The sequence below is a fragment of the Pedobacter sp. GW456-11-11-14-TSB4 genome, assembly GCF_059424425.1.
In genome coordinates this window covers 394,801-417,525 of record NZ_JBWKZK010000004.1, presented here as the reverse complement: position 1 = coordinate 417,525, position 22,725 = coordinate 394,801, and the positions used below count along the sequence as shown (strand labels likewise).

General features: G+C 37.1%; 15 protein-coding genes. 12 read left to right on the top strand and 3 right to left on the bottom strand.

Features of this window, described 5'->3' with window-relative positions:
• Positions 1 to 5: 5 nt before the first annotated feature.
• The 5 genes from AC07XU_RS15615 to AC07XU_RS15595 all read left to right on the top strand — a co-directional run bounded on the left by AC07XU_RS15615 (position 6) and on the right by AC07XU_RS15595 (position 5,654).
• On the top strand, positions 6 to 2,519 hold the full coding sequence (locus AC07XU_RS15615) for a heavy metal translocating P-type ATPase (protein ID WP_494944572.1): 2,514 nt from the start codon (positions 6 to 8) through the stop codon (positions 2,517 to 2,519).
• 33 nt (positions 2,520 to 2,552) lie between these two features.
• The gene (locus AC07XU_RS15610) at positions 2,553 to 3,041 is read left to right on the top strand and encodes a DUF305 domain-containing protein (protein ID WP_494944571.1); all 489 of its coding nucleotides are present in this window, start codon (positions 2,553 to 2,555) and stop codon (positions 3,039 to 3,041) included.
• A gap of 17 nt (positions 3,042 to 3,058) precedes the next feature.
• Positions 3,059 to 4,147 carry a YncE family protein gene (locus tag AC07XU_RS15605; RefSeq protein WP_494944570.1) on the top strand — a complete coding sequence of 363 codons (1,089 nt, stop codon included), beginning with the start codon at positions 3,059 to 3,061 and terminating at the stop codon, positions 4,145 to 4,147.
• Positions 4,148 to 4,278: 131 nt separating this feature from the next.
• A complete protein-coding gene (locus AC07XU_RS15600) occupies positions 4,279 to 4,725 on the top strand; it encodes a hypothetical protein (protein WP_494944569.1) in 447 nt (148 codons plus the stop codon).
• Positions 4,726 to 5,192: 467 nt separating this feature from the next.
• Positions 5,193 to 5,654, top strand: coding sequence for a YybH family protein (locus AC07XU_RS15595; protein WP_494944568.1), 462 nt, complete (start codon positions 5,193 to 5,195; stop codon positions 5,652 to 5,654).
• A gap of 606 nt (positions 5,655 to 6,260) precedes the next feature.
• On the opposite strand, the gene AC07XU_RS15590 is transcribed toward AC07XU_RS15595, so the two are convergent.
• The 3 genes from AC07XU_RS15590 to AC07XU_RS15580 are packed head-to-tail and all read right to left on the bottom strand — an operon-like array spanning position 6,261 to position 7,450.
• Positions 6,261 to 6,476: a GDCCVxC domain-containing (seleno)protein gene (locus tag AC07XU_RS15590; protein ID WP_494944567.1), complete on the bottom strand. Its 216-nt coding sequence runs from the start codon at positions 6,474 to 6,476 to the stop codon at positions 6,261 to 6,263.
• A complete protein-coding gene (merTP, locus tag AC07XU_RS15585; RefSeq protein ID WP_494944566.1) occupies positions 6,477 to 7,085 on the bottom strand; it encodes a mercuric transport protein MerTP in 609 nt (202 codons plus the stop codon).
• Positions 7,082 to 7,450 (bottom strand): ArsR/SmtB family transcription factor, encoded by a 369-nt coding sequence (locus AC07XU_RS15580; RefSeq protein WP_494944613.1) that lies wholly within the window; start codon positions 7,448 to 7,450, stop codon positions 7,082 to 7,084. Before AC07XU_RS15580 ends, merTP begins: the two co-directional genes overlap by 4 nt.
• 994 nt (positions 7,451 to 8,444) lie before the next feature.
• On the opposite strand from AC07XU_RS15580, the gene fsa reads away from it, so the two are divergent.
• The 7 genes from fsa (at position 8,445) to AC07XU_RS15545 (ending at position 22,637) form a co-directional block, all read left to right on the top strand.
• Positions 8,445 to 9,104, top strand: coding sequence for a fructose-6-phosphate aldolase (fsa, locus tag AC07XU_RS15575; protein ID WP_494944565.1), 660 nt, complete (start codon positions 8,445 to 8,447; stop codon positions 9,102 to 9,104).
• Positions 9,105 to 9,975: 871 nt separating this feature from the next.
• Entirely contained in the window at positions 9,976 to 13,149 is a 3,174-nt protein-coding gene (locus tag AC07XU_RS15570; protein WP_494944564.1) for a SusC/RagA family TonB-linked outer membrane protein, read from the top strand.
• 11 nt (positions 13,150 to 13,160) lie between these two features.
• The gene (locus tag AC07XU_RS15565) at positions 13,161 to 15,050 is read left to right on the top strand and encodes a RagB/SusD family nutrient uptake outer membrane protein (RefSeq protein WP_494944563.1); all 1,890 of its coding nucleotides are present in this window, start codon (positions 13,161 to 13,163) and stop codon (positions 15,048 to 15,050) included.
• Between the two features lie 38 nt (positions 15,051 to 15,088).
• Positions 15,089 to 18,133 carry a SusC/RagA family TonB-linked outer membrane protein gene (locus tag AC07XU_RS15560; RefSeq protein WP_494944562.1) on the top strand — a complete coding sequence of 1,015 codons (3,045 nt, stop codon included), beginning with the start codon at positions 15,089 to 15,091 and terminating at the stop codon, positions 18,131 to 18,133.
• An 18-nt stretch (positions 18,134 to 18,151) separates the two neighbouring features.
• Positions 18,152 to 19,909: a RagB/SusD family nutrient uptake outer membrane protein gene (locus tag AC07XU_RS15555; RefSeq protein ID WP_494944561.1), complete on the top strand. Its 1,758-nt coding sequence runs from the start codon at positions 18,152 to 18,154 to the stop codon at positions 19,907 to 19,909.
• Between the two features lie 44 nt (positions 19,910 to 19,953).
• A complete protein-coding gene (locus AC07XU_RS15550) occupies positions 19,954 to 20,931 on the top strand; it encodes a DUF5627 domain-containing protein (RefSeq protein WP_494944560.1) in 978 nt (325 codons plus the stop codon).
• Between the two features lie 23 nt (positions 20,932 to 20,954).
• Positions 20,955 to 22,637 (top strand): endo-1,4-beta-xylanase, encoded by a 1,683-nt coding sequence (locus AC07XU_RS15545; protein ID WP_494944559.1) that lies wholly within the window; start codon positions 20,955 to 20,957, stop codon positions 22,635 to 22,637.
• The last annotated feature ends 88 nt before the right edge of the window (positions 22,638 to 22,725 follow it).

Genomic DNA, 22,725 nt, shown 5'->3' with positions numbered 1-22,725 from the left:
TAATCATGACGCATACCTATAAAATAACCGGAATGAGCTGCCAGGGCTGCCGAACCAAGGTTGAAAAAGCATTGAATGGAATTGATGGCATTTCTGCTAAGGTTACGCTGGAACCTGCTGAGGCAATAATTACCATGGATAAGCATATTCAGACTGAAAAGTTGCAGGAAGCATTATCGGCTAGCGGAAATTACAGTATTGAAATGAAAGCCCATGAGAAGGATACAAAAGAAAAAGTTCATCACCATCATGGCACAACCCCTATTAAAGTAAACAGGGAAGAAACTGGAGGGGTGTACTATTGTCCGATGCATTGTGAAGGAGATAAAACGTATGATAAACCAGGTCATTGCCCAGTTTGTGGAATGGATTTGCTAAAACAGCCTACATTAAAGCAAGCAACACAATTTACCTGTCCCATGCATCCCGAAATCATTAGCGATCAGCCCGGTTCCTGTCCAATTTGTGGGATGGACTTGGTGCCGTTAGGGGGTAATTTGGAAGAGGAAGATAAAGTCTATGAAACCCTTTTGCGCAAGTTTAAAATTGCCACCATTTTTACCGTTCCCATTTTTTTAATAGCAATGTCAGAAATGATACCCGGTAATCCGATCTTTAAGTTAATGGAACTGAAATATTGGAATTGGGTTCAATTCGTCTTTTCCATACCGGTGGTTTTTTATGCAACATGGATGTTCTTTCAGCGTGCATGGCAATCGGTGGTCACTTGGAAATTAAATATGTTTACATTAATTGGTATTGGTGCGGGGGTAGCTTGGCTATTTAGCCTTGTGGCCCTGCTTTTTCCAGATATTTTTCCAGACCAATTTAAGACCCATCATGGTACGGTCTATGTTTATTTTGAAGCGGCAACCGTGATCTTGACTTTAGTCTTGCTTGGTCAGCTTTTAGAAGCTAGAGCACATGGTAAAACCAATAGTGCCATTAAAGAACTATTGAAATTGGCGCCTAATACGGCTACAAAGGTTGTGGGAGATAAAGAATCGACGGTTTCTATTGATGACATTCAAAAGGGAGATTTGTTAAGAGTGAAGCCGGGCGAAAAAATACCCGTAGATGGAAGCATTAAAACGGGGGAAGCAATTATTGATGAATCTATGATCTCGGGTGAACCTGTCCCGGTGGAGAAAAAGACGGGAGACAAGGTAAGCTCAGGTACGATCAACGGAAATAAAACTTTTGTAATGCTTGCAGAAAAAGTGGGCTCAGAAACGCTACTTTCCCAGATCATTGAAATGGTTAATTCTGCTAGTCGTTCAAAAGCGCCTATCCAAAAAATGGCAGATAAGATTTCGGGATATTTTGTGCCCGTGGTGGTATTGATTGCCATAATAACATTTATCGTATGGGCAATATATGGTCCAGAACCTTCTTATGTATACGCTTTTGTAAATGCCATTGCCGTATTGATCATTGCCTGTCCATGCGCACTGGGTCTCGCTACACCAATGTCTATAATGGTTGGCGTGGGTAAAGGCGCCCAATCTGGTATATTGATCAAGAATGCGGAATCCCTTGAAAAAATGAATGCTATTGATGTGGTGATCATTGACAAAACAGGAACGGTTACCGAAGGAAAACCTTCAGTTGAGAGCGTTGTTAGTGTAAATTCGGATTTTGACGAAAAGAAAGTCCTTGAAAGAATAGTGGCGTTAAATAGTAGCAGTGAACATCCTTTAGCGCAGGCAACATTACGTTACGGAGAAGAAAACAAAATAAGGGTTCAACCAATTTCAAATTTTGAAGCTGTAACCGGCAAAGGTGTAACTGGCATATTGAAGGAGGAAAAACTTGCTTTGGGTAATCAGAAATTAATGGAACACGTTAAGGCCAAAATTGATCCCGATTTGCAAGAGCAGGTCAAAGCTGCTCAAAAACAGGGCAAGACGGTTTCTTATTTAGCCGTTGGAAATAAAGCTGTTGGCTTTGTGGTAATCTCTGATAAAATCAAAGCCTCCAGTGCAACCGCTATCAAAAAACTTCAGGATGAAGGCTTGGAGGTAATTATGTTTACTGGCGACAATGAGGATACGGCAAGGGCAGTTAGCGGAACCTTGAATTTAGATGGCTTCAAAGCCGGGATGCTGCCAGAGGATAAACTGAACGAAATCAAAAAACTACAGGCCCAAGGGAAAAAGGTAGCTATGGCTGGCGATGGTATTAATGATGCCCCAGCATTGTCGCAGGCAGATATTGGTATCGCTATGGGTACAGGAACGGATGTCGCTATTGAAAGTGCAGCAATTACTTTGGTAAAAGGTGACCTGAATGGAATTGCAAAAGCTAGGTTATTGAGCCACAAGGTAATGGGTAATATTAAGGGGAATCTCTTCTTCGCCCTTGGATATAATGTATTGGGAATACCTGTGGCCGCAGGACTTTTATATCCATTTTTTGGAATTTTATTATCACCAATGATAGCTGCACTTGCCATGAGTCTTAGTTCAGTATCTGTTATTCTAAACTCATTGCGCCTTAGGAGCGCGAATATTGACTAGTTTTTATTTAAAAGCACTTAAATCATATTAATTATGGAACATAAAGGTCACAAGCAAATGGAAATGTTGCAAAATCATGGCGACCATTACAAAAAGCTGCTCATTATGGCAGTACTTTCTTTCATAGCGATGTACATTCTGATGTACTCAATGGTAAATAGCTTTGCAAATGTATACCCGAATATTAACCAGTTTTATATGGCTGGGCTGATGACGATGCCCATGATTATCATTGAACTTATTTTAATGGGGAAAATGTATGGCAATAAAAAGCTCAATATAAGTTTGATTACGATATGTTCAGTAGGCTTAATTGCATTCTTCTTGTTGATCCAATCTCAAACGGCGGTTTCGGATAAACAATTTTTAAAGGGAATGATTCCGCATCATGCAGCGGCAATTTTAATGAGTGAGCAATCAAAATCAAATGACCCAGAAATAAAGAAACTGCAACAGGAAATCATTAAAAGCCAACAAAAGGAAATAGAAGTTATGAAAGCAAAATTAGAATCTATTAAATAATGTAAAATATTAATAAAATGAAAACATTTAAATTTTTTGTTGTGACCTTGCTAGTTGTATCTGGGGGCGCTATACTCTTTTCGAGTTGTAAAAAGATGGTCCACGATATGGACGATAAGGGGATGAATATGGGCCTGAATATCAATTACCCGGCGGCCTATGTGATTAACGGAGAAGATGGCTCTTTATCGGTTATTGACTTGTCAAAAAATCTAGTTACCCAAACCATTTCGTTAATGAATGCCACAGGTAAAATGGCGATGTGGCCTCATCACATTTATAAATCACCAACTTTAAATAATTTGACCATCGCTATCCCAGGTGCAGATTTAAGTGCAGGACATAGTGGTGGTATGGCAGATATGAGGGGTATGGTAATGGTTTTGGATGCTCAAAAGGGAGCATTAATCAAAGATTTGGAATTGCCAGTGATGAACCATAATGCCGTTTATTCACCTGATGGGAAAGAGATCTGGACATCTCAGATGGAAATGGAAGGGAAGGTATTGATTTATGATGCCCAAAGCTATGCACTTAAAAAGGTAATAAATGTAGGCATGGAACCTGCTGAGGTTACCTTTTCTGCCGATGGAAAAAAAGCATACGTGGCCAATGGCGGGGATGATAATGTTTCGGTGATCAATCCTATAACAAAAGAAAAGATTGCCACAATTCCCGTGGGAGATAACCCTGTTGCCGCATGGGTTGGCCTGGACAATAGAATGTATGTAGACAATGAGGACGGCCGCTCGGTGAGCGTAATCGATGTGGCTACAAATACGGTGATTCAGACGATTTCTCTTGGCTTTATGCCAGGTAGTGTTGCACATAATGCATTTAAAAATGAATTATGGGTAACAGACCCTGAAAACGGGAAAGTGCATTACTGGACCTTGAATACAATAAATAATAACTGGGTATATGGAAATGCATTTTCAACAGGCCTAGGAGCTCATGCGATTGCCTTCACCAAAGACGGGAAAACAGCCTATGTTACCAATCAATTAGCTAAAAGTGTATCGGTCGTTTCTGTTGAAAGTCACATCAAAATAAAAGATATAACCGTGGGAAAGAAGCCAAATGGTATTCTGATAATTAATAACTAAATGACAATCAAAATAGCGGTACAGCATTTTAGCGGCTCAATCCATAAAAGGATGATTTAGAAATGATATAACAAATCTCGAAAATTATATAAAATAATATCAAAACCAATATATAAATTTACTTAGAATACATGAAAGGCAAAGCATTATTTCTGCTGGTTATATTTCTACTCCATACAGTAGTTGGGCTTGCTTGCTCTTTACATTTGGGTTCAGCGCTACAGCCTTCCCGCAGCAAAGGACATGAACATGCTAGCCACTTGCACTCAGCTGATCACCATCATCCAGAAGGTCAATCAGATCATTACTTAGCCAGCTTTGATTCCTTACAGGCTCCTGCCGATAATGTAGATGTTTGTTGCCAGGATGAGGTGGAGGAGTTTAGTTTGTTGGACAAGAACTTAATCCATGTTGGAAAAATAGATTTAAAGGCCCCTGTATATCTTTTATTACCTTCGTTTTTTTATTGCTTTGATCAGCTCGCAATCGAGCAGTCTAAAACAACTTTTTTTATCACCGATAGAAAGCCACCGTCCTCCGTGGATATCAGGATTTCTATAAGTTCCTTCCTAATTTGAGATACACGTAATACTGCCTAGAGCTCCGCTCTACAGCTAATTTTTATTGCCCCATTTAAGGGGTGATAGATATTTCTCATTGGGTAGAAATTTACGATGCTAATCAAGAACATTTTGTTTACCGATGTTTTTCTCGGTGTTGGTTGCGCGGATTAAAAATGCAGGGCGTTTTAATCTAAGATGATGCTATTGCCAAAGGACAGTCTCTTGGGTGCTCATTTGCATAGGCCAGCTAGTTGCAACTCCAAAAGAAGCAAATATCGGCATAGCATAGCTGTAAAATCTCTTTATGATCTCACTTAATTAGCCCTCTAGGTAAGTTCCTTGCATTTCAATATCCAATATTTTGATGACAAGGAACCTGCTCATGCTCTTTTAGGGTAATCTTAAAAAGAATAAAAAAAGGTGTCCGCATTGTAGATGCTATACCGATCAATTAAAAACATGTATTTAAACCAAAAAACAATATGAAAAATCAAATAAAAAAAACAGCTATCATATTTAGTCTTTTAATCGCCATCGTGGCAAAAAGCTATGCCCAGACATCTGAAACAGATGCAGTAAAGAAAGTGTTAAACAGCTATAAAGCTGCTATCGAAAATCTGTCTGTTTCTGGCATCTCGGAACTGTTTGTTAAAAATTCCGAGATTGTTGAATCAGGGAGTGTTGAAGGTACAATTGATACCTATTTAGAGCATCACCTGGGCCCAGAACTAAAAGAATTCAAATCCTTTAAGTTTAACGATTATACCGTTAAGGTTGATCTGGGAGGTAATTATTCGTTTTGTACGGAGAAATACATCTATGTCATTACACTAAAAGATGGAAGAGAAATCAAGAAAAGAGGAGTAGCGACTTCCGTGCTAGAAAAAACGGCTCAAGGCTGGAGAATTAAATCTACACATTCTTCTTCGCGCAATACGAAATAGGCTTTTTTAACTCAAAAGTGTAAGATCACTATTTACAGTTTCCCATTGACCAGTCTCTTGTAATTAATGGATATGGTCAATGGGTTTATGGTTAGCGGTTTTACAATTATCAAACGGAAATGACCAAATACAACAATAAAAAAAACTGGAAAGTCATTAAGCAACCAAGACCCAAGGATAGGGATAGGAACAGAAATAAGATCTTTCGTTTTATCGTTGATAAGTATATAGACATTCTCTCGTTGCTGTTGTTGCTTGTGGTATACGTATGTTATGTCTATTTAATGCTATCCGTAGATAGCCCGGTGGCGGTCGGTTCTAGTAAATCATAGCAGCTTAGCTCATAAGCTGCTATTTTTAGGAGAAAATGAGAAGTGTGGAAAAATAGTCCGAATTGCTCTTTTTTTGTGTAGTTTTGTTGGGTTAAGAAGTGTGTAAGTAACTGTTTTACAGTTTGTTTTATTTTTTGGAAGAAAATTTAAGGGGAGATGATAAATAATTCTTTGAAAATCAATAAGTTATCATTAAATTATTTTTGTCCCACATGTGTTCCTTTTCATTTTCAAATTGGTGTTTATCAATGATTTACACTTTATGCATCGTCAACTAACCACAGCAGGAGGTTCCCTGCTGGATGGGCGGACATTTTACTGTGCCATAGCTGCAGAATACACAGCAGTCTCCAGCCAGTGGCTTTAGTACCGTTCCGCAGTTTTCACATCCGTAAAAATACTGGCAGGAATCTGTCGGCATTTCTTCTTTTTTTGCAAAGCCGCATGCCGGGCAGGTGATCGTCGAACTGAGTATGATTGCTGTTTCCATTTAGTTTTTAGTTATAATATTATTCTTGTAACCTATTTTCTTTATTTTTTTGCTAATGCTATCGGCTGATATGCTGTCTGGGTTATAGCTGACCACAGCCATCGCCTTTTCAAAGGAGGTCTTTGAGCTGAAGATACCTTTTGCACCGCTGAGGCCACCATCGATGTGGCTTGTACAGCCCTCGCAGCTCATCCCCTCTATGGCGAACTTTACGTTGGCAAGTTTTTTTCCTACTGTTCTGGTTGCGGACAGTGTCTTTGGGCTGGCGTAAAGCAAACTTGAATAGTAGGGAAACGTGATCAACAGGGCAGAGATTACCGTTACAACCATTAGAAACTTTTTTGACCCCATAAAACTTCTTTTCTGCACCTCACATCCACAGTTATCTTCTTGCATGTCTTTTCTTTTCAGCAGGTTATACCAGGCCAGTGCGAACACCAGAATGGTCAGTCCGATAATATACGGGCGATAAGGCGCTATCCAACCGAAATAGGTGGGGGCGCTCACTGCACCCCCGATGACGGCAAATAAGGGGACAATGCAGCAAAGAGATGCTGTAAATGCAGCAAACAAGCCTGCTATCCAGCTTTTTGGTGATCCTGTACTCATGGTTGTATCGTTGTTAAATGTTTTTGCAGTTGACCAAAGAACGGGCGGAGCAGTCCGAGTTGGGAATCCTCAATGGAATAGAATATGGTCTGGCCAGATTTTACGGAATGGATCATGCCACCATCCTTCAGCTTGCGAAGGTGCTGTGATATGGCAGGGATTGTCATACCCAATATGTCGCTCAGGTCACATGGGCAAAGTTCGCCTTCTCTGTTTAATAGGAAAAGTATCTTTAGTCTAACCTCGTTCCCGGTGAGAGCCAATAGTCCTGATAGGTATGAGAATGGACCACTACTTTCATTCAAGGCTTCTTTGCAATTATTAATCTGACCTTGATCCGCGAAAATTCTTTTACAACTGTTCATCATTAAAATAATGAACAAATATAAGCATTTAAGCAATTACTTAAATACAAATTATGCAATTCAGGGATAGGATATCTTCTAGATGCCAATCAGTAGATTGTCTGTTGTGATCATTGCGCAATTCTCATCTAGGGAAAGAAATATTGAACGGATTAATGATGGGTCTAAAGATGCAGAAATCAATTTGTCACCAAAAATGGTGAAGATTTGTCGCAATACAATATATTGCGACAAATCCTCTTTGTTTTTGTCGCAATACTTTGAAATTGTCGCGATATGAAAGACGAACGGAAACAACAGATAGTGGAAAAACCATAACCTATTGACCCCTCTTTACCAAAAATAAGTTATTGATTATTGTCTGACAACCAGTTTGCTTTGCGGTATTCCGAAATTGGCGGAACGGGGTTAATCAAATTGGTTTATCCAAGCAGGTATTTAATGTATAAAACTCAGCCAAAACTCAGCCAAATTATAGAAATTCTTCCGAAAAATTGCCATTAAAATTTTCCGAAAAAAAAGACTAAAAAACGGCTAATTTTAACATGAAATTGATGATTTAACGAAAATTTTATTTGTTGACAATAATGTGATCGACACAAAATAGATTTAAAATATGTCTTTAAAGTGGTTTAAATGATGTTTTTTGTTTATCTTTATTTTTAAATTTTAATTAAAAACTCAGCCAAAACTCAGCCAAATCACTCAAAATGACGGATAAAAAACCCCTTTTAGAGCATCAAAAACAGCGTTTAGAGCTCGCAATTGATGAAATATCCACTCCGATATTCTCCACAAATTATAAATGTCTTTCAATTATTTTTGAAAGGCATTTTTTTTTATGCTGTTTTTCACGTTAGGATTATCCAATCTTTTCACATTAAACAAATAAACCACATTAATTATAGAAACGTAGCATGTAAGCTTCTCATTTGTTTTGAAATTTACATTGCCCATTTAAGTGGGCAATGTAAATTCTAACCAAATAAATATTATGAAATTTTTTATTGATACCGCTAACCTCCAACAAATACTAGAGGCACATGAAATGGGTATACTTGACGGTGTAACTACAAACCCTTCTTTAATGGCTAAAGAAGGAATAAGTGGACATCAAAATGTTTTAGCTCACTATCAGTCCATTTGTGAGATTACAAATGGCGATGTTAGTGCAGAGGTAATTAGTACCACTTATGAGCAAATGATTAAAGAAGGTGACGAGTTGGCCGCTTTGCATCAACAGATTGTTGTAAAAGTGCCTATGATTAAAGATGGTATTAAAGCAATAAAATACTTTTCTTCTAAAGGCATTAAAACAAATTGTACACTGGTTTTTTCTTCGGGCCAGGCACTTCTTGCTGCTAAAGCTGGGGCAACTTATGTATCGCCGTTTGTTGGCCGCCTGGATGATATCTCATTTGATGGGATGAAGTTAATAGAAGATATCAGACTAATTTATGATACATATGAGTTTAGAACTCAAATTTTAGCTGCTTCGGTGAGAACGCCTATACATATAGTAAGTTGTGCTAAGATAGGAGCCGACGTAATAACCGCTCCCCTATCAGCGATTGCTTCCTTATTAAATCACCCGCTTACAGCGAATGGACTGTCACAGTTCTTAGCCGATCACAAAAAAGCAGCAGGATTATAAATAGTTTGAATTTCACCTTAAAATCTATTAAAATGTTATTAAAAAATTGGTCTCCGAATTTTTTATCCAATATTCCATATCATCTACAGCTTAAAAATGTATTACAAAAAGCAATAGATGAAGGCAGGTTATCTGAATGCAATATACTTCCAGATCCACATTGTATCGGGGTAAAATCATACTTTCAAAAAGACTATGCTACCAAAGCATATAATCTATTAATTAAAGACGGCAAAATATGCTACTCTTTTGGAAGAGGATATTCATTAATAAAATAACTTGTTAAAAAGTGCCTAAAATATATAATGTATCGATTGCATAAATAATTTGCTTTTAGCAATCAAAAGTGATACCGATAAATAACTTGTTAAATAGTGATTATTAAAGATTAACTATCAAATATGTTTTAAGGATTAGTTTTTTTAATCGACATTTAGCGCTAAAACACTTATTAAGCGTAAAAAATGAAGATTTTGAGATAGTTAAACAAACTCGGTATAAATTTAAACAATTGTGCTATAGTAAAAAAATTACCTAATGTAGCTTCGGTAAACTAAATATGTACAATTATGCAATGTAAGTTGCTATTGTTCATGTAAGGTTGCTAACCAAATAATATTAACCAAATAGAACGAAATCTTATGATAGCACCGAGTTAAATCATAACGTATATTCTTACGTGCTCAAATTCACACTAGTTGAATTTACAAAAAATACAAACCAAAATATAAACCTAACTTCATGAAGAAAAGCTACTACATCAAAGAGTGAGATTCGCTCGAATTTCAGGCAAACAGTATTTTTCTGTTTCATCATTTTTATAAATAGAAATGATTTAAAGTATCCAAATTCTCATTTAATGATTTAAATAATGGAAAAAAAAATCAAAGTGGGTAATAGCGTATATCTAAAGTTTAGCAGATATAAGCAATTATTACTTATAATGTATCTTACGATCATCGCCTCCTTTGTTATGGTTGGTAGTGCAGCTGCACAAAACCGAAATGTATCTGGGAGAGTTGTTGATGAACAACAAGGACCAATACCTGGGGTAACTGTGGGTGTAAAAGGTACCACTACTAAAGTTCAGACAAATAACAATGGAGAGTTTGTTATTAATGTACCAGCCGATAAACAAGTTTTAAACTTTATGTATTTGGGGATGAAAACCCAAGACGTAAATGTGGCTGGAAAAACTACAATTAAAGTAGTAATGCAAGATAGTGCAGACCAATTAGGAGAAGTGGTAGTGGTTGGTTATGGTGTGCAAAAGAAACAAAGCGTGGTTGGAGCAATTACCCAAACAACAAGTGAAGTTTTAGAAAGAACGGGTGGTGTATCGAGTTTAGGAGCTGCCTTAACAGGAAATTTACCTGGTGTTATTACTACAGCAAGTAGTGGTATGCCTGGTGAAGAAGATCCTCAAATATTGATTAGAGGTAGAAGTACATGGAATAATGCTAGTCCGCTTATTTTAGTTGATGGGGTTGAAAGATCGATCAACAATATCGATATCAGTTCGGTAGCATCAGTCTCTGTATTAAAGGATGCATCAGCTACTGCTGTATTCGGTGTAAAAGGAGCAAATGGTGTAATCTTAATTACCACAAAGAGAGGAAAAGAAGGTAAAGCAGAAATTAGAGCTGCTGCAAACACAGTTGTTAAATCAGCTTCAAAACTTCCTGGTAAGCTTGATTCGTATGATATGTTTCAGGTACGAAATAAAGCAATTGAATATGAATTAGCTTTAGCACCTGGAGCTTGGACTTCATACTTGCCAGAGGCGGTAATGCAAAAATATCGTTCTCCAGCTAATTTAGAAGAAGCTGAACGTTATCCAAATGTAGATTGGGTAAATACCTTGTTTAAGGATAATGCCATGTCATATAACGCAAACTTAAATGTAAGTGGTGGAACTAATTTTGTTAAATATTTTTCTTCTGTTGATTATCTTGATGAAGGAGATTTATTTAGAAGATTTGAAAATGACCGAGGTTACAGTGGCGGTTACAGTTTTAAAAGATTGAATGTTAGAAGTAATTTAGATTTTCAGTTAACACCAACAACTGTCTTCCGAGCCAACATTTCAGGTTCTAGAGGTCTTTCTGATAGACCATGGATAGATGTTAATCCTTACAATACGTGGACAGCTGCCTATTCTGCTGCGCCAAATTTATATTTACCTATTTATTCTGATGGTACATGGGGTTTTTATAAACCTAATGAGCAGCAAAGCTTAAACTCTGCTCGTATTGTTGCAACAAGCGGTTTACAAACTACAACAACATCAAGAATAACTACAGATTTTACTTTAGATCAAAATTTAGATGCAATTGCAAAAGGCTTAAATTTTAAAGGAACATTGTCTATTGATAATACTTTTATTGAGGCTGGAAGAGGAATTGATGATAGAAATAACGGTACTTTAAGTAAATATATCGATCCAGAAACAGGGATTGTTAGTTACTCCCAAACTAAAGATGCAGCTACTGAGCTAGAATGGAGAGAGAGTGTAAGATGGGCAAGTAGAGCAGGTACTGTTAATGATGGAGCTACCTTCCGTAGAATGTTCTCACAATTACAATTAAACTATGCTAAAACTATTGCCACAAATCATGCTTTTACGGCAATGGGTTTGTGGAGCAGAGATGAAACCGCTACAGGTAGTATCATTCCTTCTTATCGTGAAGATTGGGTATTTAGAACTACATATAGTTATAAAGGAAAATACAGTGCAGAATACAATGGTGCTTACAATGGGTCTGAAAAATTCGGCCCTGCTTATCGTTTTGATTTCTTCTCTTCTGGAGGTTTAGGGTGGATGATTTCTGAAGAGAATTTCATGAAGCCACTTAAATTTATCAGTTCTCTTAAATTAAGAGGTTCATATGGTGAGATAGGTGATGATGGTGGTTCGCCAAGATTTGCATTCCTTACAAACTGGGCTTTTGGGGGTACAACTCCACTAGGAATAACTGGCGAAGCAGCTGAACAAAGTCCGTATAATTGGTATAGAGAAACTGGTGTTGGTAACCCGAATGTGCGTTGGGAAAAAGTAGTTAAAAAGAATATCGCATTAGATTTTGGCTTTTTTGGAAATATGATTTCAGGTAGTGTTGATTTCTTTCAAGACGATAGAAGTGATATTTTAACTGGAACAGCTAGAGCGGTGCCAACCTATTATGGTGCTCAACCTCCAACATTTAACGTTGGTAAAGTACAATCTAGAGGTTACGAGATAGATGTTCGTGTTAACAAGAAAATTAATAATAATCTAACGGCTTGGGCAAATTTAAATTACACCCATGCTAAAAACAAAGTAATTGATGCTGATGTGGCAGAACTTTTACCTCTTTACTCAAAACCAATTGATAAACAAATAGGTCAGGCTTACTCGTATGTTAGCCAAGGTTATTACAATACTTGGGATCAACTTTATGGAAGTACTAGGCACAATGCTAATGATCAACAAAAACTCCCTGGTAATTATCATATAGTTGATTTTAATGCCGATGGAATTATTGACGCAAATGATAACATTCCGTTTGGCTATGCTGGGGCTCCTCAAAACACTTATAATGCAACAATCGGTTTCGATTGGAAAGGTTTTAGCGTATTTGCACAGTTTTATGGTGTAAATAATGTTACTCGCCAAGTTGTGCTGGGTTCTTTTTCTGGTAAAAATACAGTGGCTTACGATGAAGGTTCTTATTGGTCTAAAGATAATACTAATCCCGACGGACCATTGCCAAGATGGGAAACTACTCCTGCAGACTATTTTAGGGCAGATAGATTTATGTTTGATGGCTCATATATAAGATTAAAAAATGCAGAAGTTGCTTACACTTTTAGACAAAATTGGATCAAAAAACTGGGTGTATCAAGTTTAAGGGTTTTTGTAAACGGGAACAATTTAGCAGTATGGACTAAGATGCCGGATGATCGCGAAGCTAATTATCAAGGTGCTGGTGGGCAAGGTTGGGCTGCTCAAGGGGCGTATCCAACTGTAAAACGCTATAATTTAGGTGCTAATTTCATCTTCTAATTAATATTGTTATGAAAAAATATTTTAAAAGCCTTTTAATTTTAGGCATTATTTGGACAAGTACAAGTTTAACTTCTTGTAAAAAATATTTGGATAGGGATCCTGAGGCAATTGTATCAGCAGAATCAGCATTTAAAGATTTTCGCAGTTTTCAGGGCTTTACCGAAGAATTATATAACTGTATACCAGATTTCACTAATCGCTATTGGACAAACAGTTTCAACTGGGGTGAAGATGAGATCCAAAGTACAGTCCAAAATTTTCACTTTGTGAATAAAATTGACAATGGAGATTTTTGGGGTTGGCAAAGAGAATTTGATGGTTGGGGCGCTGGCTTTATGGATAACAATGGTGCTAATACAAATAACGATAGGTTCACTAAAGGTTTATATCCTTTAGCTTGGTACGGCATACGTAAAGCCAATTTAGGTTTGGAGAATATGAACTTGATGGTAAATGCTACGCCAGAAGAACGCAATGTAATTAAAGGCCAATTGTTGTTTTTTAGAGGATGGTTTCATTTTATGCTCATCCAATATTTTGGTGGCTTGCCATATATCGACAAAGTTTTACCTTCTGATGAAGCATTTAGATTGCCTAGATTAAAGTATCAAGAGGCAGCAGCTAAAGCGGCACAAGATTTTAGAGAAGCTGCAGATTTATTGCCAATAAATTGGGATAATATCCCAGCTGGTGTACAAACTTTAGGTAAAAATCAATTGCGCATCAACAAAATTATGGCTTTAGGTTATTTAGGTAAAAATTACTTGTGGGCTGCTAGTCCATTAATGAACCTTGAATCAACTGGTAACAAAACCTATAATGTTGAGCTCAGCAAAAAGGCTGCTGCTGCATTTGCAGAACTTTTAACCTTAACAGAAAGCGGCGCTGCTCCTCATAAACTAATCCCTTTTGCTCAATACAGCACAAACTTTTATACAACTGGCCAAAATTTTTTAATACCGGGCGGTACTGAGGCTATTTTTATGGGGCCTTATTGGGGAGCACACGGATCTACTTATGGCACAGCTAAGCAGTATACTCCGGCAATTGTTGGTGCAGATGCATTGGTATTTTCGCCAACGGCTAACTACGTTAACTATTACGGAATGAAAAATGGTTTGCCTATTGTAAGTTCTACCCAAGCTGATGCAGCTGGTTCTGGTTATGATCCTCAAACTCCATGGAAAGACCGCGATCCAAGGTTTTACAATGATATTGTTTATGATGGGGTAAAAATAGTACAAGGAACATTGGCCGCTAATATGGAGACACACCGATACGCAAATTTATTTACTGCCGGAAGTTATAGAGATGAACGTTCTGGTAGTCGTACAGGTTTTATGCTTTATAAATTCGTTCCAAGAACTGCAAATAATTTCGATCAAGGCTGGAATTATGGCCAAAATTTAAATATCAAAGTTCCATACATGCGTTTAGCAGATATCTATATTATGTATGCTGAAGCAGTTACGGCTGGTTATCAATCGGCTACAGCAAGAGCTGATGGCTTTAGCAAAAGTGCTGTAGATGCTATTAATGTAATACGTGATAGGGCAGGTGTTGGTCGTGTTGCCCAACAATTTATCGGTTCTGCTGATGATTTTATGAAAGAAGTAAGGCGTGAACGTGCAGTTGAGTTATCATTTGAAGGTCACCGTTTTAATGATCTTAGAAGATGGCATTTACTAGCTGAGGTACCTTATACCTTAAAAACAGCTGCGGAATTTGATCGTGCTACTACTTTAAATCCATCAGCCGATTCAAAGACTAATAGAGTGGTAAATTATCGTGAGCGAGTAATATTACAGCGTCAATTTAGCGAGAAACATTATTGGTTGCCGCTAAAAAGAGCAGATGTAAATATGTACAAGGAGTTTGCTCAAAATCCAGGTTGGTAATAGTTCATTAATCATAAATAAGATATTTAAAGATAAGAATGATGAAATTTTTAAAAAAAGCAATAGTTCTTTGTCTCTTTTTTACGCTGTTTGTCAGTGTAATAAGAGCACAAGAAGCTAATAAAATACCTATAAAAGCTATTGTGCAAACTGCTACTGGTAGTCCAATATCAGGGGCTGCAATTAGCGTTCAAGGTACTGACGTAATAACGATATCGAACCAATCTGGAGAGTTCTCACTTGAAGTTCCATTAAACACTGCCTTTACAGTTAAGGCTCCAGGATATAAAAGTTCATTAATTGTTGCAAGTGCCGACTTAACGCAAATAATTCTTGTAAAAGAAGATAGACTAGTTGATGTAGGCTTTAAAAGTGTAGAAGAGAACAATCTTCCGGCAGGAGTATCAACAGTTAGTATTTCTAAATTACTCGAAAAAAATTATACAACCTATGGTTTCGAAGGTTTAGAGGCATTAGCGCCAGGGTTTAACGGTAATAACCTTTGGGGAATGAATACTTCATTAGTTTTAGTTGACGGTGTGCCACGTGATGTGGTAAGCCTTACGCCAAATGAAATTGAAGAAATAACTTTTCTTAAAAGTGCGTCTGCAGTTGCTCTTTATGGTAGCCGTGGTGCTAAGGGCGTTATTTTAATTAAAACAAAAAGAGGTACAGAAACCAAACAAAGAATAAATGTTAGAAGTAATTATGGATTAAATGTTCCTTCTAGATTTCCTCAGTATTTAGGCTCGTCAGAATATATGACCCTTTATAACGAGGCGCTTTCAAATGATGGATTAGCTGCTGCTTATACACCGCAAACAATTTATAATCACTCTGGTGTAGACCCTTTTCGTTATCCAAACGTAGATTACTATTCTTCTGATTATCTTAAAAGTAGTTATGCTCGTTATGATGCGATTGCCGAAATTTCTGGTGGTAATGAGCGTGCTCGATATTATACTAATGTTGGTTTTGTATCTAATGGGTCACTGTTAAACTTTGGTGAAGCAAAGAAAAACAACACTTCTCAGCGATTTAATATTCGTGGTAATGTAGATATTCAATTAACAAAAGCTTTAAAAGCAAGAGTTGATGCAACTGCAGTTTTTTCTAACGGTGGTGGTGTAAATACAAACTATTGGGGTAGTGCAGCCACTTTACGCCCTCAATTATTTACCCCTCTTATTCCCATTAGTTTTATTGAAGCGAATGATGAAGCAAGTCAAGCAATGATCAGAAATGCTACAATAATAGATGGTAAATACATCCTTGGGGGTACGCAAATCGATCAAACTAACCCTTTTGCTGCAATTTATGCTGGTGGAAACAATAATTTTGTACAAAGAGAATTTCAGTTTACTACAGGGGTAGATGCAGATTTAAAAGGATTTTTAAAAGGTTTGTCTTTTAGCTCTACACTCGGAGTAGATTACATGAATAGTTACAATCAAGGTTATAGAAATGGTTACGCAACTTACCAGCCTAACTGGACAACTTACAATGGCACTACCCAAATTGCAAGTTTAACAAGATGGGGTGAGGATACTAAAAGTGGAGTTCAGAATATTGCTGATAGTTATTACAGACAAACAATTTCGTTTTCTGGTCAGCTAAACTACAAAACTGTTGTTAATCAAAATCATAACATTTCAGCAATTTTGCTTGCGGCAGCTTATCGCCAATCGCAATCTGAAATTTATCAGCCTATAACAAACTCCAACTTAGGTTTGCAATTAAATTACGATTTTAAGAATAAATACTTTGCTGAATTAACTGGTGCGGTTGTTCGTTCTCCAAAAATGCCTGAAGACAATAGAGTTGCATTCTCTCCGGCAGCAACATTAGGTTGGAGACTTAAGTATGAAGATTTTATGAAAGGGGTCTCATTCATCAATGAATTAACACTTACGGCATCCGCTGGTATCTTAAATACAGATTTAGATTTTGAAGAGTATTTCGCTTATGAAAGTATCTATACAAATGCCAATGGTAACTACTATGGATGGAATGATGGGGTTGGGTCTCAATCAACAGACTCTCGTCGTGGTAACAACCCTAATTTAACTTTTGCCAGAAGAGAAGAAGTGAGTTTAGGTTTAAAGGCAGCAATGTTTAACAATCAGCTTAGCTTTGGAGCAAATGTTTTTAGAAACCAGATTACTGGGATCATAGGTCAAATCAACGTATTGTATCCTAGTTATTTTACTACTGGCTTCCCTTTGTCATCTTTTGTGCCATTTAGTAATTACAATGCTGATCAGCGTACTGGTTTAGATTTTTACATCAATTATAATAAACGTATTGGTGGGATAGATTGGACATTAGGTGCATCTGCAACCTACTACAATACCCAAGCCTCAAAACGAGCTGATAATCTTACCTTCGAAGATGAATATCAATACAGAGCTGGAAGACCTCTTGATGCACTTTGGGGATTAAAAAGCGACGGATTTTTCGCAAATGCTGCCGAGGTTGCACAAGCAAATGGTGTTACTGGTGCTAAACCAGCTTTTGGTTCTGCATTGGCCCCTGGAGATATTAGATATATCGACCAAAATGGTGATATGATAATTGACCAAAAAGATGAAGTATATTTAGGTAGAGGCGGTTGGTTTGGCGCTCCTTTAACAGCAGGCTTAAATCTAACAGCAAAGTACAAGAACTTTACCGTATTTGTGCTTGGAACGGGTAGGTTTGGTGCTTCTGCAGTAAAAACAAATAATTATTTCTGGGTTAACGGAGCTGATAAATATTCAGCAGTAGTACGTGACAGATGGACACCTCAAACCGCAACATCGGCAACTTTCCCTCGCCTAACTACACTTAACGGAGATAATAATTTTAGAGCTTCAGATTTTTGGCTTTACAGTACAGATAGATTTGATTTATCTAAAGTGCAAATTTCCTATTCGTTTCCAGAGAAAATGTTCGCCAACAACAAGATTTTTAGAGAACTGGGTCTTTACATATCTGGATTTAATTTGTTGACAGTGGCTAAAGAAAAAGAGATTTTAGAAATGAATTTAGGTGGTGCTCCGCAAACTAGGTTGTATAACTTAGGCGTAAAAGCAAGGTTTTAATCGATTAAAATATCAGATATGATGAACAGAATTTTAATATTTATGGTTGTACTCTTTGCACTTTCGAGTTGTAAAAAGTTTACAGATCCAGCTCCTCAAAATAATGGAGATTTCGAAAATATATACACCGAACCTGCACTCGCTCATGGAATATTACTAAACGGGTATACTCGTCTTCCTTCAAATTTTTGGAATTTTAATGATGTAGCAACAGATGATGCCGTTAGTAATGACATCAACAACAACTACAGAAGAATTGCAACAGGTCAGTGGTCTTCTATTTTAAATCCATTAGATCAGTGGACAAATGCTAGAGCAGGTATCCAATACGTGAATTTGTTTTTAGCAGAAGCAGACAAAGTATTATGGGATTCTCAAGATCCAAAGCTTAATACGATGTTTAACGATAGGCAAAAAGGAGAAGCTTATGCTTTACGTGCATATTTAATGATGTATATGCTTCAAGCGCATTCTGGAAAAGTTGGTGGCACGATGTATGGTTTTCCTTTAGTTTTAGAACCAGAAACTCCGGCTTCTAATTTTAACCAACCTAGAGCTACTTTTGATGCTTGTTTAAAACAAATTTATAGCGATTTAGACAAGGCAGAAGAATTACTTCCATTAGATTATAGAGATATTACCTCAGCCTCTCAAATACCAGCAAAGTATGCAGGAGTAAATACAGAAACCTACAATAGGGTTTTTGGTAAATTTTTCAACTTAAGAATGACAGGTCGTATTTCTAAAGCCATACGTGCTAAAGTTGCGCTGCTAGCTGCTAGTCCGGCTTATAGTGGTAGCAATGCTACTACATGGGAAAACGCTGCTAATTATACAGCACAAGTACTTGCTTTAAATGGTTGGTTAGCAAATCTAGATCCAAATGGGGTTACTTGGTATGACAATAAAGCTGAAATTGATGGCTTAGCATCTGGCTCTAGCCCAAGAGAAATGCTTTGGAGAACTAATGTTGGCTCAAATAGTGATTTAGAAGCAGCTAACTATCCACCAACATTGTCTGGTCAAGGGAGAATAAACCCTACACAAAATTTGGTTAATGCGTTTCCTATGGCAAATGGTTTTCCAATAGCTGTTGCTGGTTCTAATTATAATGCTACAACACCATATACCGCCAGAGACCCTCGATTAGCAAAGTTTATTGTTTACAACGGTAATACAGTTGGACCAACCAATAAGGTAATTAATACAACTACAGATCTAGCTACAAATGATGATGGACTTAACATTAGAGAAACCAGCACCAGAACAGGCTATTACATGAAAAAATTGCTTAGACAAGATGTTAGTCGTAATCCTACAGTAAATAATCAGAAACATTACAAACCACATATTCGCTATACTGAACTGTTTTTAAATTATGCCGAAGCAGCAAATGAAGCTTGGGGTCCTTTAGCTACAGGGGGTAATGCACATTCTGCTTATGATATCATCAAGGCAATTCGTGCTAGAGCTGGTGTAGGCACTACCAATGGTGATGCATATCTAGAGTCGATAAAAGGAGATAAAGATGCGATGAGAATCTTAATCAAAAATGAAAGAAGGATTGAACTTGCTTTCGAAGGATTTCGCTTTTGGGATCTTCGCCGCTGGAACGCAAGTCTAACAGAACCAGTAACCGGGGTAAGCATCTCTCAAAACACTTATAATGTAATTAATGTAGAGACTAGAAGTTTTCAGGAACACATGAGATTTGGTCCTATTCCTTATAGTGAAATTTTAAAATACAACGCTTTACAACAAAATACAGGATGGTAATATACTATATGCTGTTTGCAAATTTATTTAATTAAAAAATTGCCATGAGAAAAAAACTTAATATACTAACATTGGTGCTTATTGTTGCACTAACTTCTTGCAAGAATGCAGAATGGGCATTTCCAGATTTCGAAACACAAACTGTTTATTTCGCGTATCAAGGGCCAATAAGGACTATTACAATGGGTGAAGATATTTTCGATACCACATTAGATAATCAACGTAAGCTACAAATTATGGGTACAGTTGCTGGTGTTTACTCAAATGATAATGATATCACTATAGATGTAAGCGTAAATAATGCGCTTACTCAAAATCTAACTTTTCCATCACCATATAGTGGTGCAGTAAAAGCTATGCCCGCTAATTATTACACCTTAGCTTCTAATAAAATTGTAATCCCAAAGGGAAGTCTAATTGGTGGTGTAGAAGTACAACTTACTGATGCATTTTTTGCAGATCCTTTAGCTACAAAAACTACATACGTTATACCCTTAACTATGAATAGTGTTAATCAGGCTAAAACAATTTTGTCTGATAAAAATTATACGCTTTATGCGGTTAGATATATTAACACTTGGGACGGATTTTATCTTCGTCGTGGTAAAGATGTGGTTGCTGGTAAAAATGGAAACACTGCATTAAATCAAACAGTTGTTCGTCATACTCAGTATGTAGAAAAAGATGAGATCAATAAACTAAACACACGCTCATTAACACAAACAGAGTTTCCAGTAACTTTTAGAGTAACTGGCGGTACAAATATCAATAGAACACTTCTTTTAACTTTCGATGCGGCAGGAAACTGTACCGTTTCGGCAGGTGACGCTAGCTTTACCGCTACTGGAAGTGGAAAATTTGTAAAAAGAGGTGAAAAGAAAAGCTGGGGTAATCAAGACCGTGATGCCCTTTATTTAAACTATCAGGTAGATTTAGCTGATAGAACAATTAATTCTATAGATACTCTTGTAATGCGTGATCGAGGTGTGAAGGCAGAAACCTTTACACCAATAAGAAATTAATGTTTAATCAATCAACATAAAATATGAAACAGTTATATAAAATAGCATTCGGATTAACTTCCGCCGTTTTACTTGTTTCGTGCCATAAATATGAGGCACAGGAATTCAATGTAGAAAAACCTGCTGCTTTTGCTGCTCAAGAGCAAATAGATGCATATAGTCCTTTAAAAACTTATCTAAATAAAACAACTAATCCTAAATTTAAGTTAGGAGCTGGGGTATCGTTACAAGCATATGTAAGCAAGGGTGTACTGTATAGGTTAATCAACAGTAATTTTGATGAAATTACTTTGGGTTATGAAATGAAACATGGTGCTGTAGTGCAAAACAATGGTACTTTAGCCTTAACAAATGTTAATAATTTATTAGAGGCGGCTTCTAAGGCAGGTATTACTGTATTTGGGCATACATTAGCATGGCATGCAAATCAAAATGCAACTTACTTAAAGAGTTTAATTGCTCCGGTAATTATTCCGTCAACAGGCGGCCCATCGTGGGATTTGGTTACAGGTGCTGATTTCGAAACTGATGCTGCAACTAATTACCAATCTAATACCAATGCTGTGGCGTCATTCACCGCTGCAGGTCAAGGTGCAAATGGCAGTGGCAGGGCATTAAAAATAACAAATGCAAGTGTTCGTACAAATGATTATGATGCTCAGTTATTTGTTAGACTTCCAGCTGTTGCTGTAGGAGAGAGATACGAACTTAAAATGGATGTTCGCTCAGATGCTCCTGCATCATATTCTACGCAAGCACACATAACGCCTGGAGCCTATAAACATTGGGATTTTTTCGGCACAATTAATTCTACTCCAACCTGGGCAACCTATACAAGAGAAATTACTGTTAGCGCAGATATGGCTCCAAGTGGTACAATAGCATTTAATTTAGGTAAAACAGCTACAAGTTTTTATTTTGATAATATTACCATCAAAAAATATAATCCTAATGGTGGAAGCACGATCATCGAAAAAACGCCAGAGCAGAAAAGAGTTTTATTAACAGATGCACTTGAAACATGGATTAAAGGTATAGTTACAGCTTCTAAAGGCAATGTTAAAGCTTGGGATGTTGTAAATGAGCCAATGGATGACGCCAAGCCTTATGACTTGAAAACTGCTGCAGGGAGGGCAACTATTGCTGCTGATGAGTTTTTTTGGCAGGATTATTTAGGAAAAGATTACGCACTAAAAGCGTTTCAGTTTGCTAGACAATATGGTAATCCTACTGATATTCACTTTATCAATGATTATAATTTAGAATTCAGCATCGATAAATGCAAAGGACTGATTGAATATGTTAAATATCTTGAAGGTAAAGGCGCAAAAATCGATGGTATTGGTACACAAATGCATATTGTAGCATCTTCAGATAGAGCTAAGATAGATGAAATGTTTACCCTGCTTGCAGCTACAGGTAAAATTATCAAGATATCTGAGCTAGATATGGGTTTTGCTGGCAATGTGAAAACACCGCAAGCAACAGCACAACAATACGCCCAGCAAGCAGATACGTATAAATATGTGGTAAAAAGATATTTAGAGCTTATACCACCTGCACAGCAATATGGTATTACAATTTGGGCACCACAAGATAGTCCGGCTAGTTCAAGTTGGAGAGCGGGTGAACCAATCGGTCTATGGACAGAAAGTTTAGTGAGAAAGCCTGCTTATGTGGGTGTTGCTGATGGTTTAAAGAAATAAAGCATAATTTCCGCAATAAAAAGCCAAGAGAATAATTCTCTTGGCTTTTTTATTTTAATAGGGTAGGTGCGTTAAATGTTCGTTTTTT

Excerpts from the sequence above, each read along its gene's own strand:
- AC07XU_RS15615 (WP_494944572.1), top strand. The coding sequence starts at position 6 with ATGACGCATACCTATAAAATAACCGGAATGAGCTGCCAGGGCTGCCGA.
- AC07XU_RS15610 (WP_494944571.1), top strand. The coding sequence starts at position 2,553 with ATGGAACATAAAGGTCACAAGCAAATGGAAATGTTGCAAAATCATGGC.
- AC07XU_RS15605 (WP_494944570.1), top strand. The coding sequence starts at position 3,059 with ATGAAAACATTTAAATTTTTTGTTGTGACCTTGCTAGTTGTATCTGGG.
- AC07XU_RS15600 (WP_494944569.1), top strand. The coding sequence starts at position 4,279 with ATGAAAGGCAAAGCATTATTTCTGCTGGTTATATTTCTACTCCATACA.
- AC07XU_RS15595 (WP_494944568.1), top strand. The coding sequence starts at position 5,193 with ATGAAAAATCAAATAAAAAAAACAGCTATCATATTTAGTCTTTTAATC.
- AC07XU_RS15590 (WP_494944567.1), bottom strand. The coding sequence starts at position 6,476 with ATGGAAACAGCAATCATACTCAGTTCGACGATCACCTGCCCGGCATGC.
- merTP (WP_494944566.1), bottom strand. The coding sequence starts at position 7,085 with ATGAGTACAGGATCACCAAAAAGCTGGATAGCAGGCTTGTTTGCTGCA.
- AC07XU_RS15580 (WP_494944613.1), bottom strand. The coding sequence starts at position 7,450 with ATGAACAGTTGTAAAAGAATTTTCGCGGATCAAGGTCAGATTAATAAT.
- fsa (WP_494944565.1), top strand. The coding sequence starts at position 8,445 with ATGAAATTTTTTATTGATACCGCTAACCTCCAACAAATACTAGAGGCA.
- AC07XU_RS15570 (WP_494944564.1), top strand. The coding sequence starts at position 9,976 with ATGGAAAAAAAAATCAAAGTGGGTAATAGCGTATATCTAAAGTTTAGC.
- AC07XU_RS15565 (WP_494944563.1), top strand. The coding sequence starts at position 13,161 with ATGAAAAAATATTTTAAAAGCCTTTTAATTTTAGGCATTATTTGGACA.
- AC07XU_RS15560 (WP_494944562.1), top strand. The coding sequence starts at position 15,089 with ATGATGAAATTTTTAAAAAAAGCAATAGTTCTTTGTCTCTTTTTTACG.
- AC07XU_RS15555 (WP_494944561.1), top strand. The coding sequence starts at position 18,152 with ATGATGAACAGAATTTTAATATTTATGGTTGTACTCTTTGCACTTTCG.
- AC07XU_RS15550 (WP_494944560.1), top strand. The coding sequence starts at position 19,954 with ATGAGAAAAAAACTTAATATACTAACATTGGTGCTTATTGTTGCACTA.
- AC07XU_RS15545 (WP_494944559.1), top strand. The coding sequence starts at position 20,955 with ATGAAACAGTTATATAAAATAGCATTCGGATTAACTTCCGCCGTTTTA.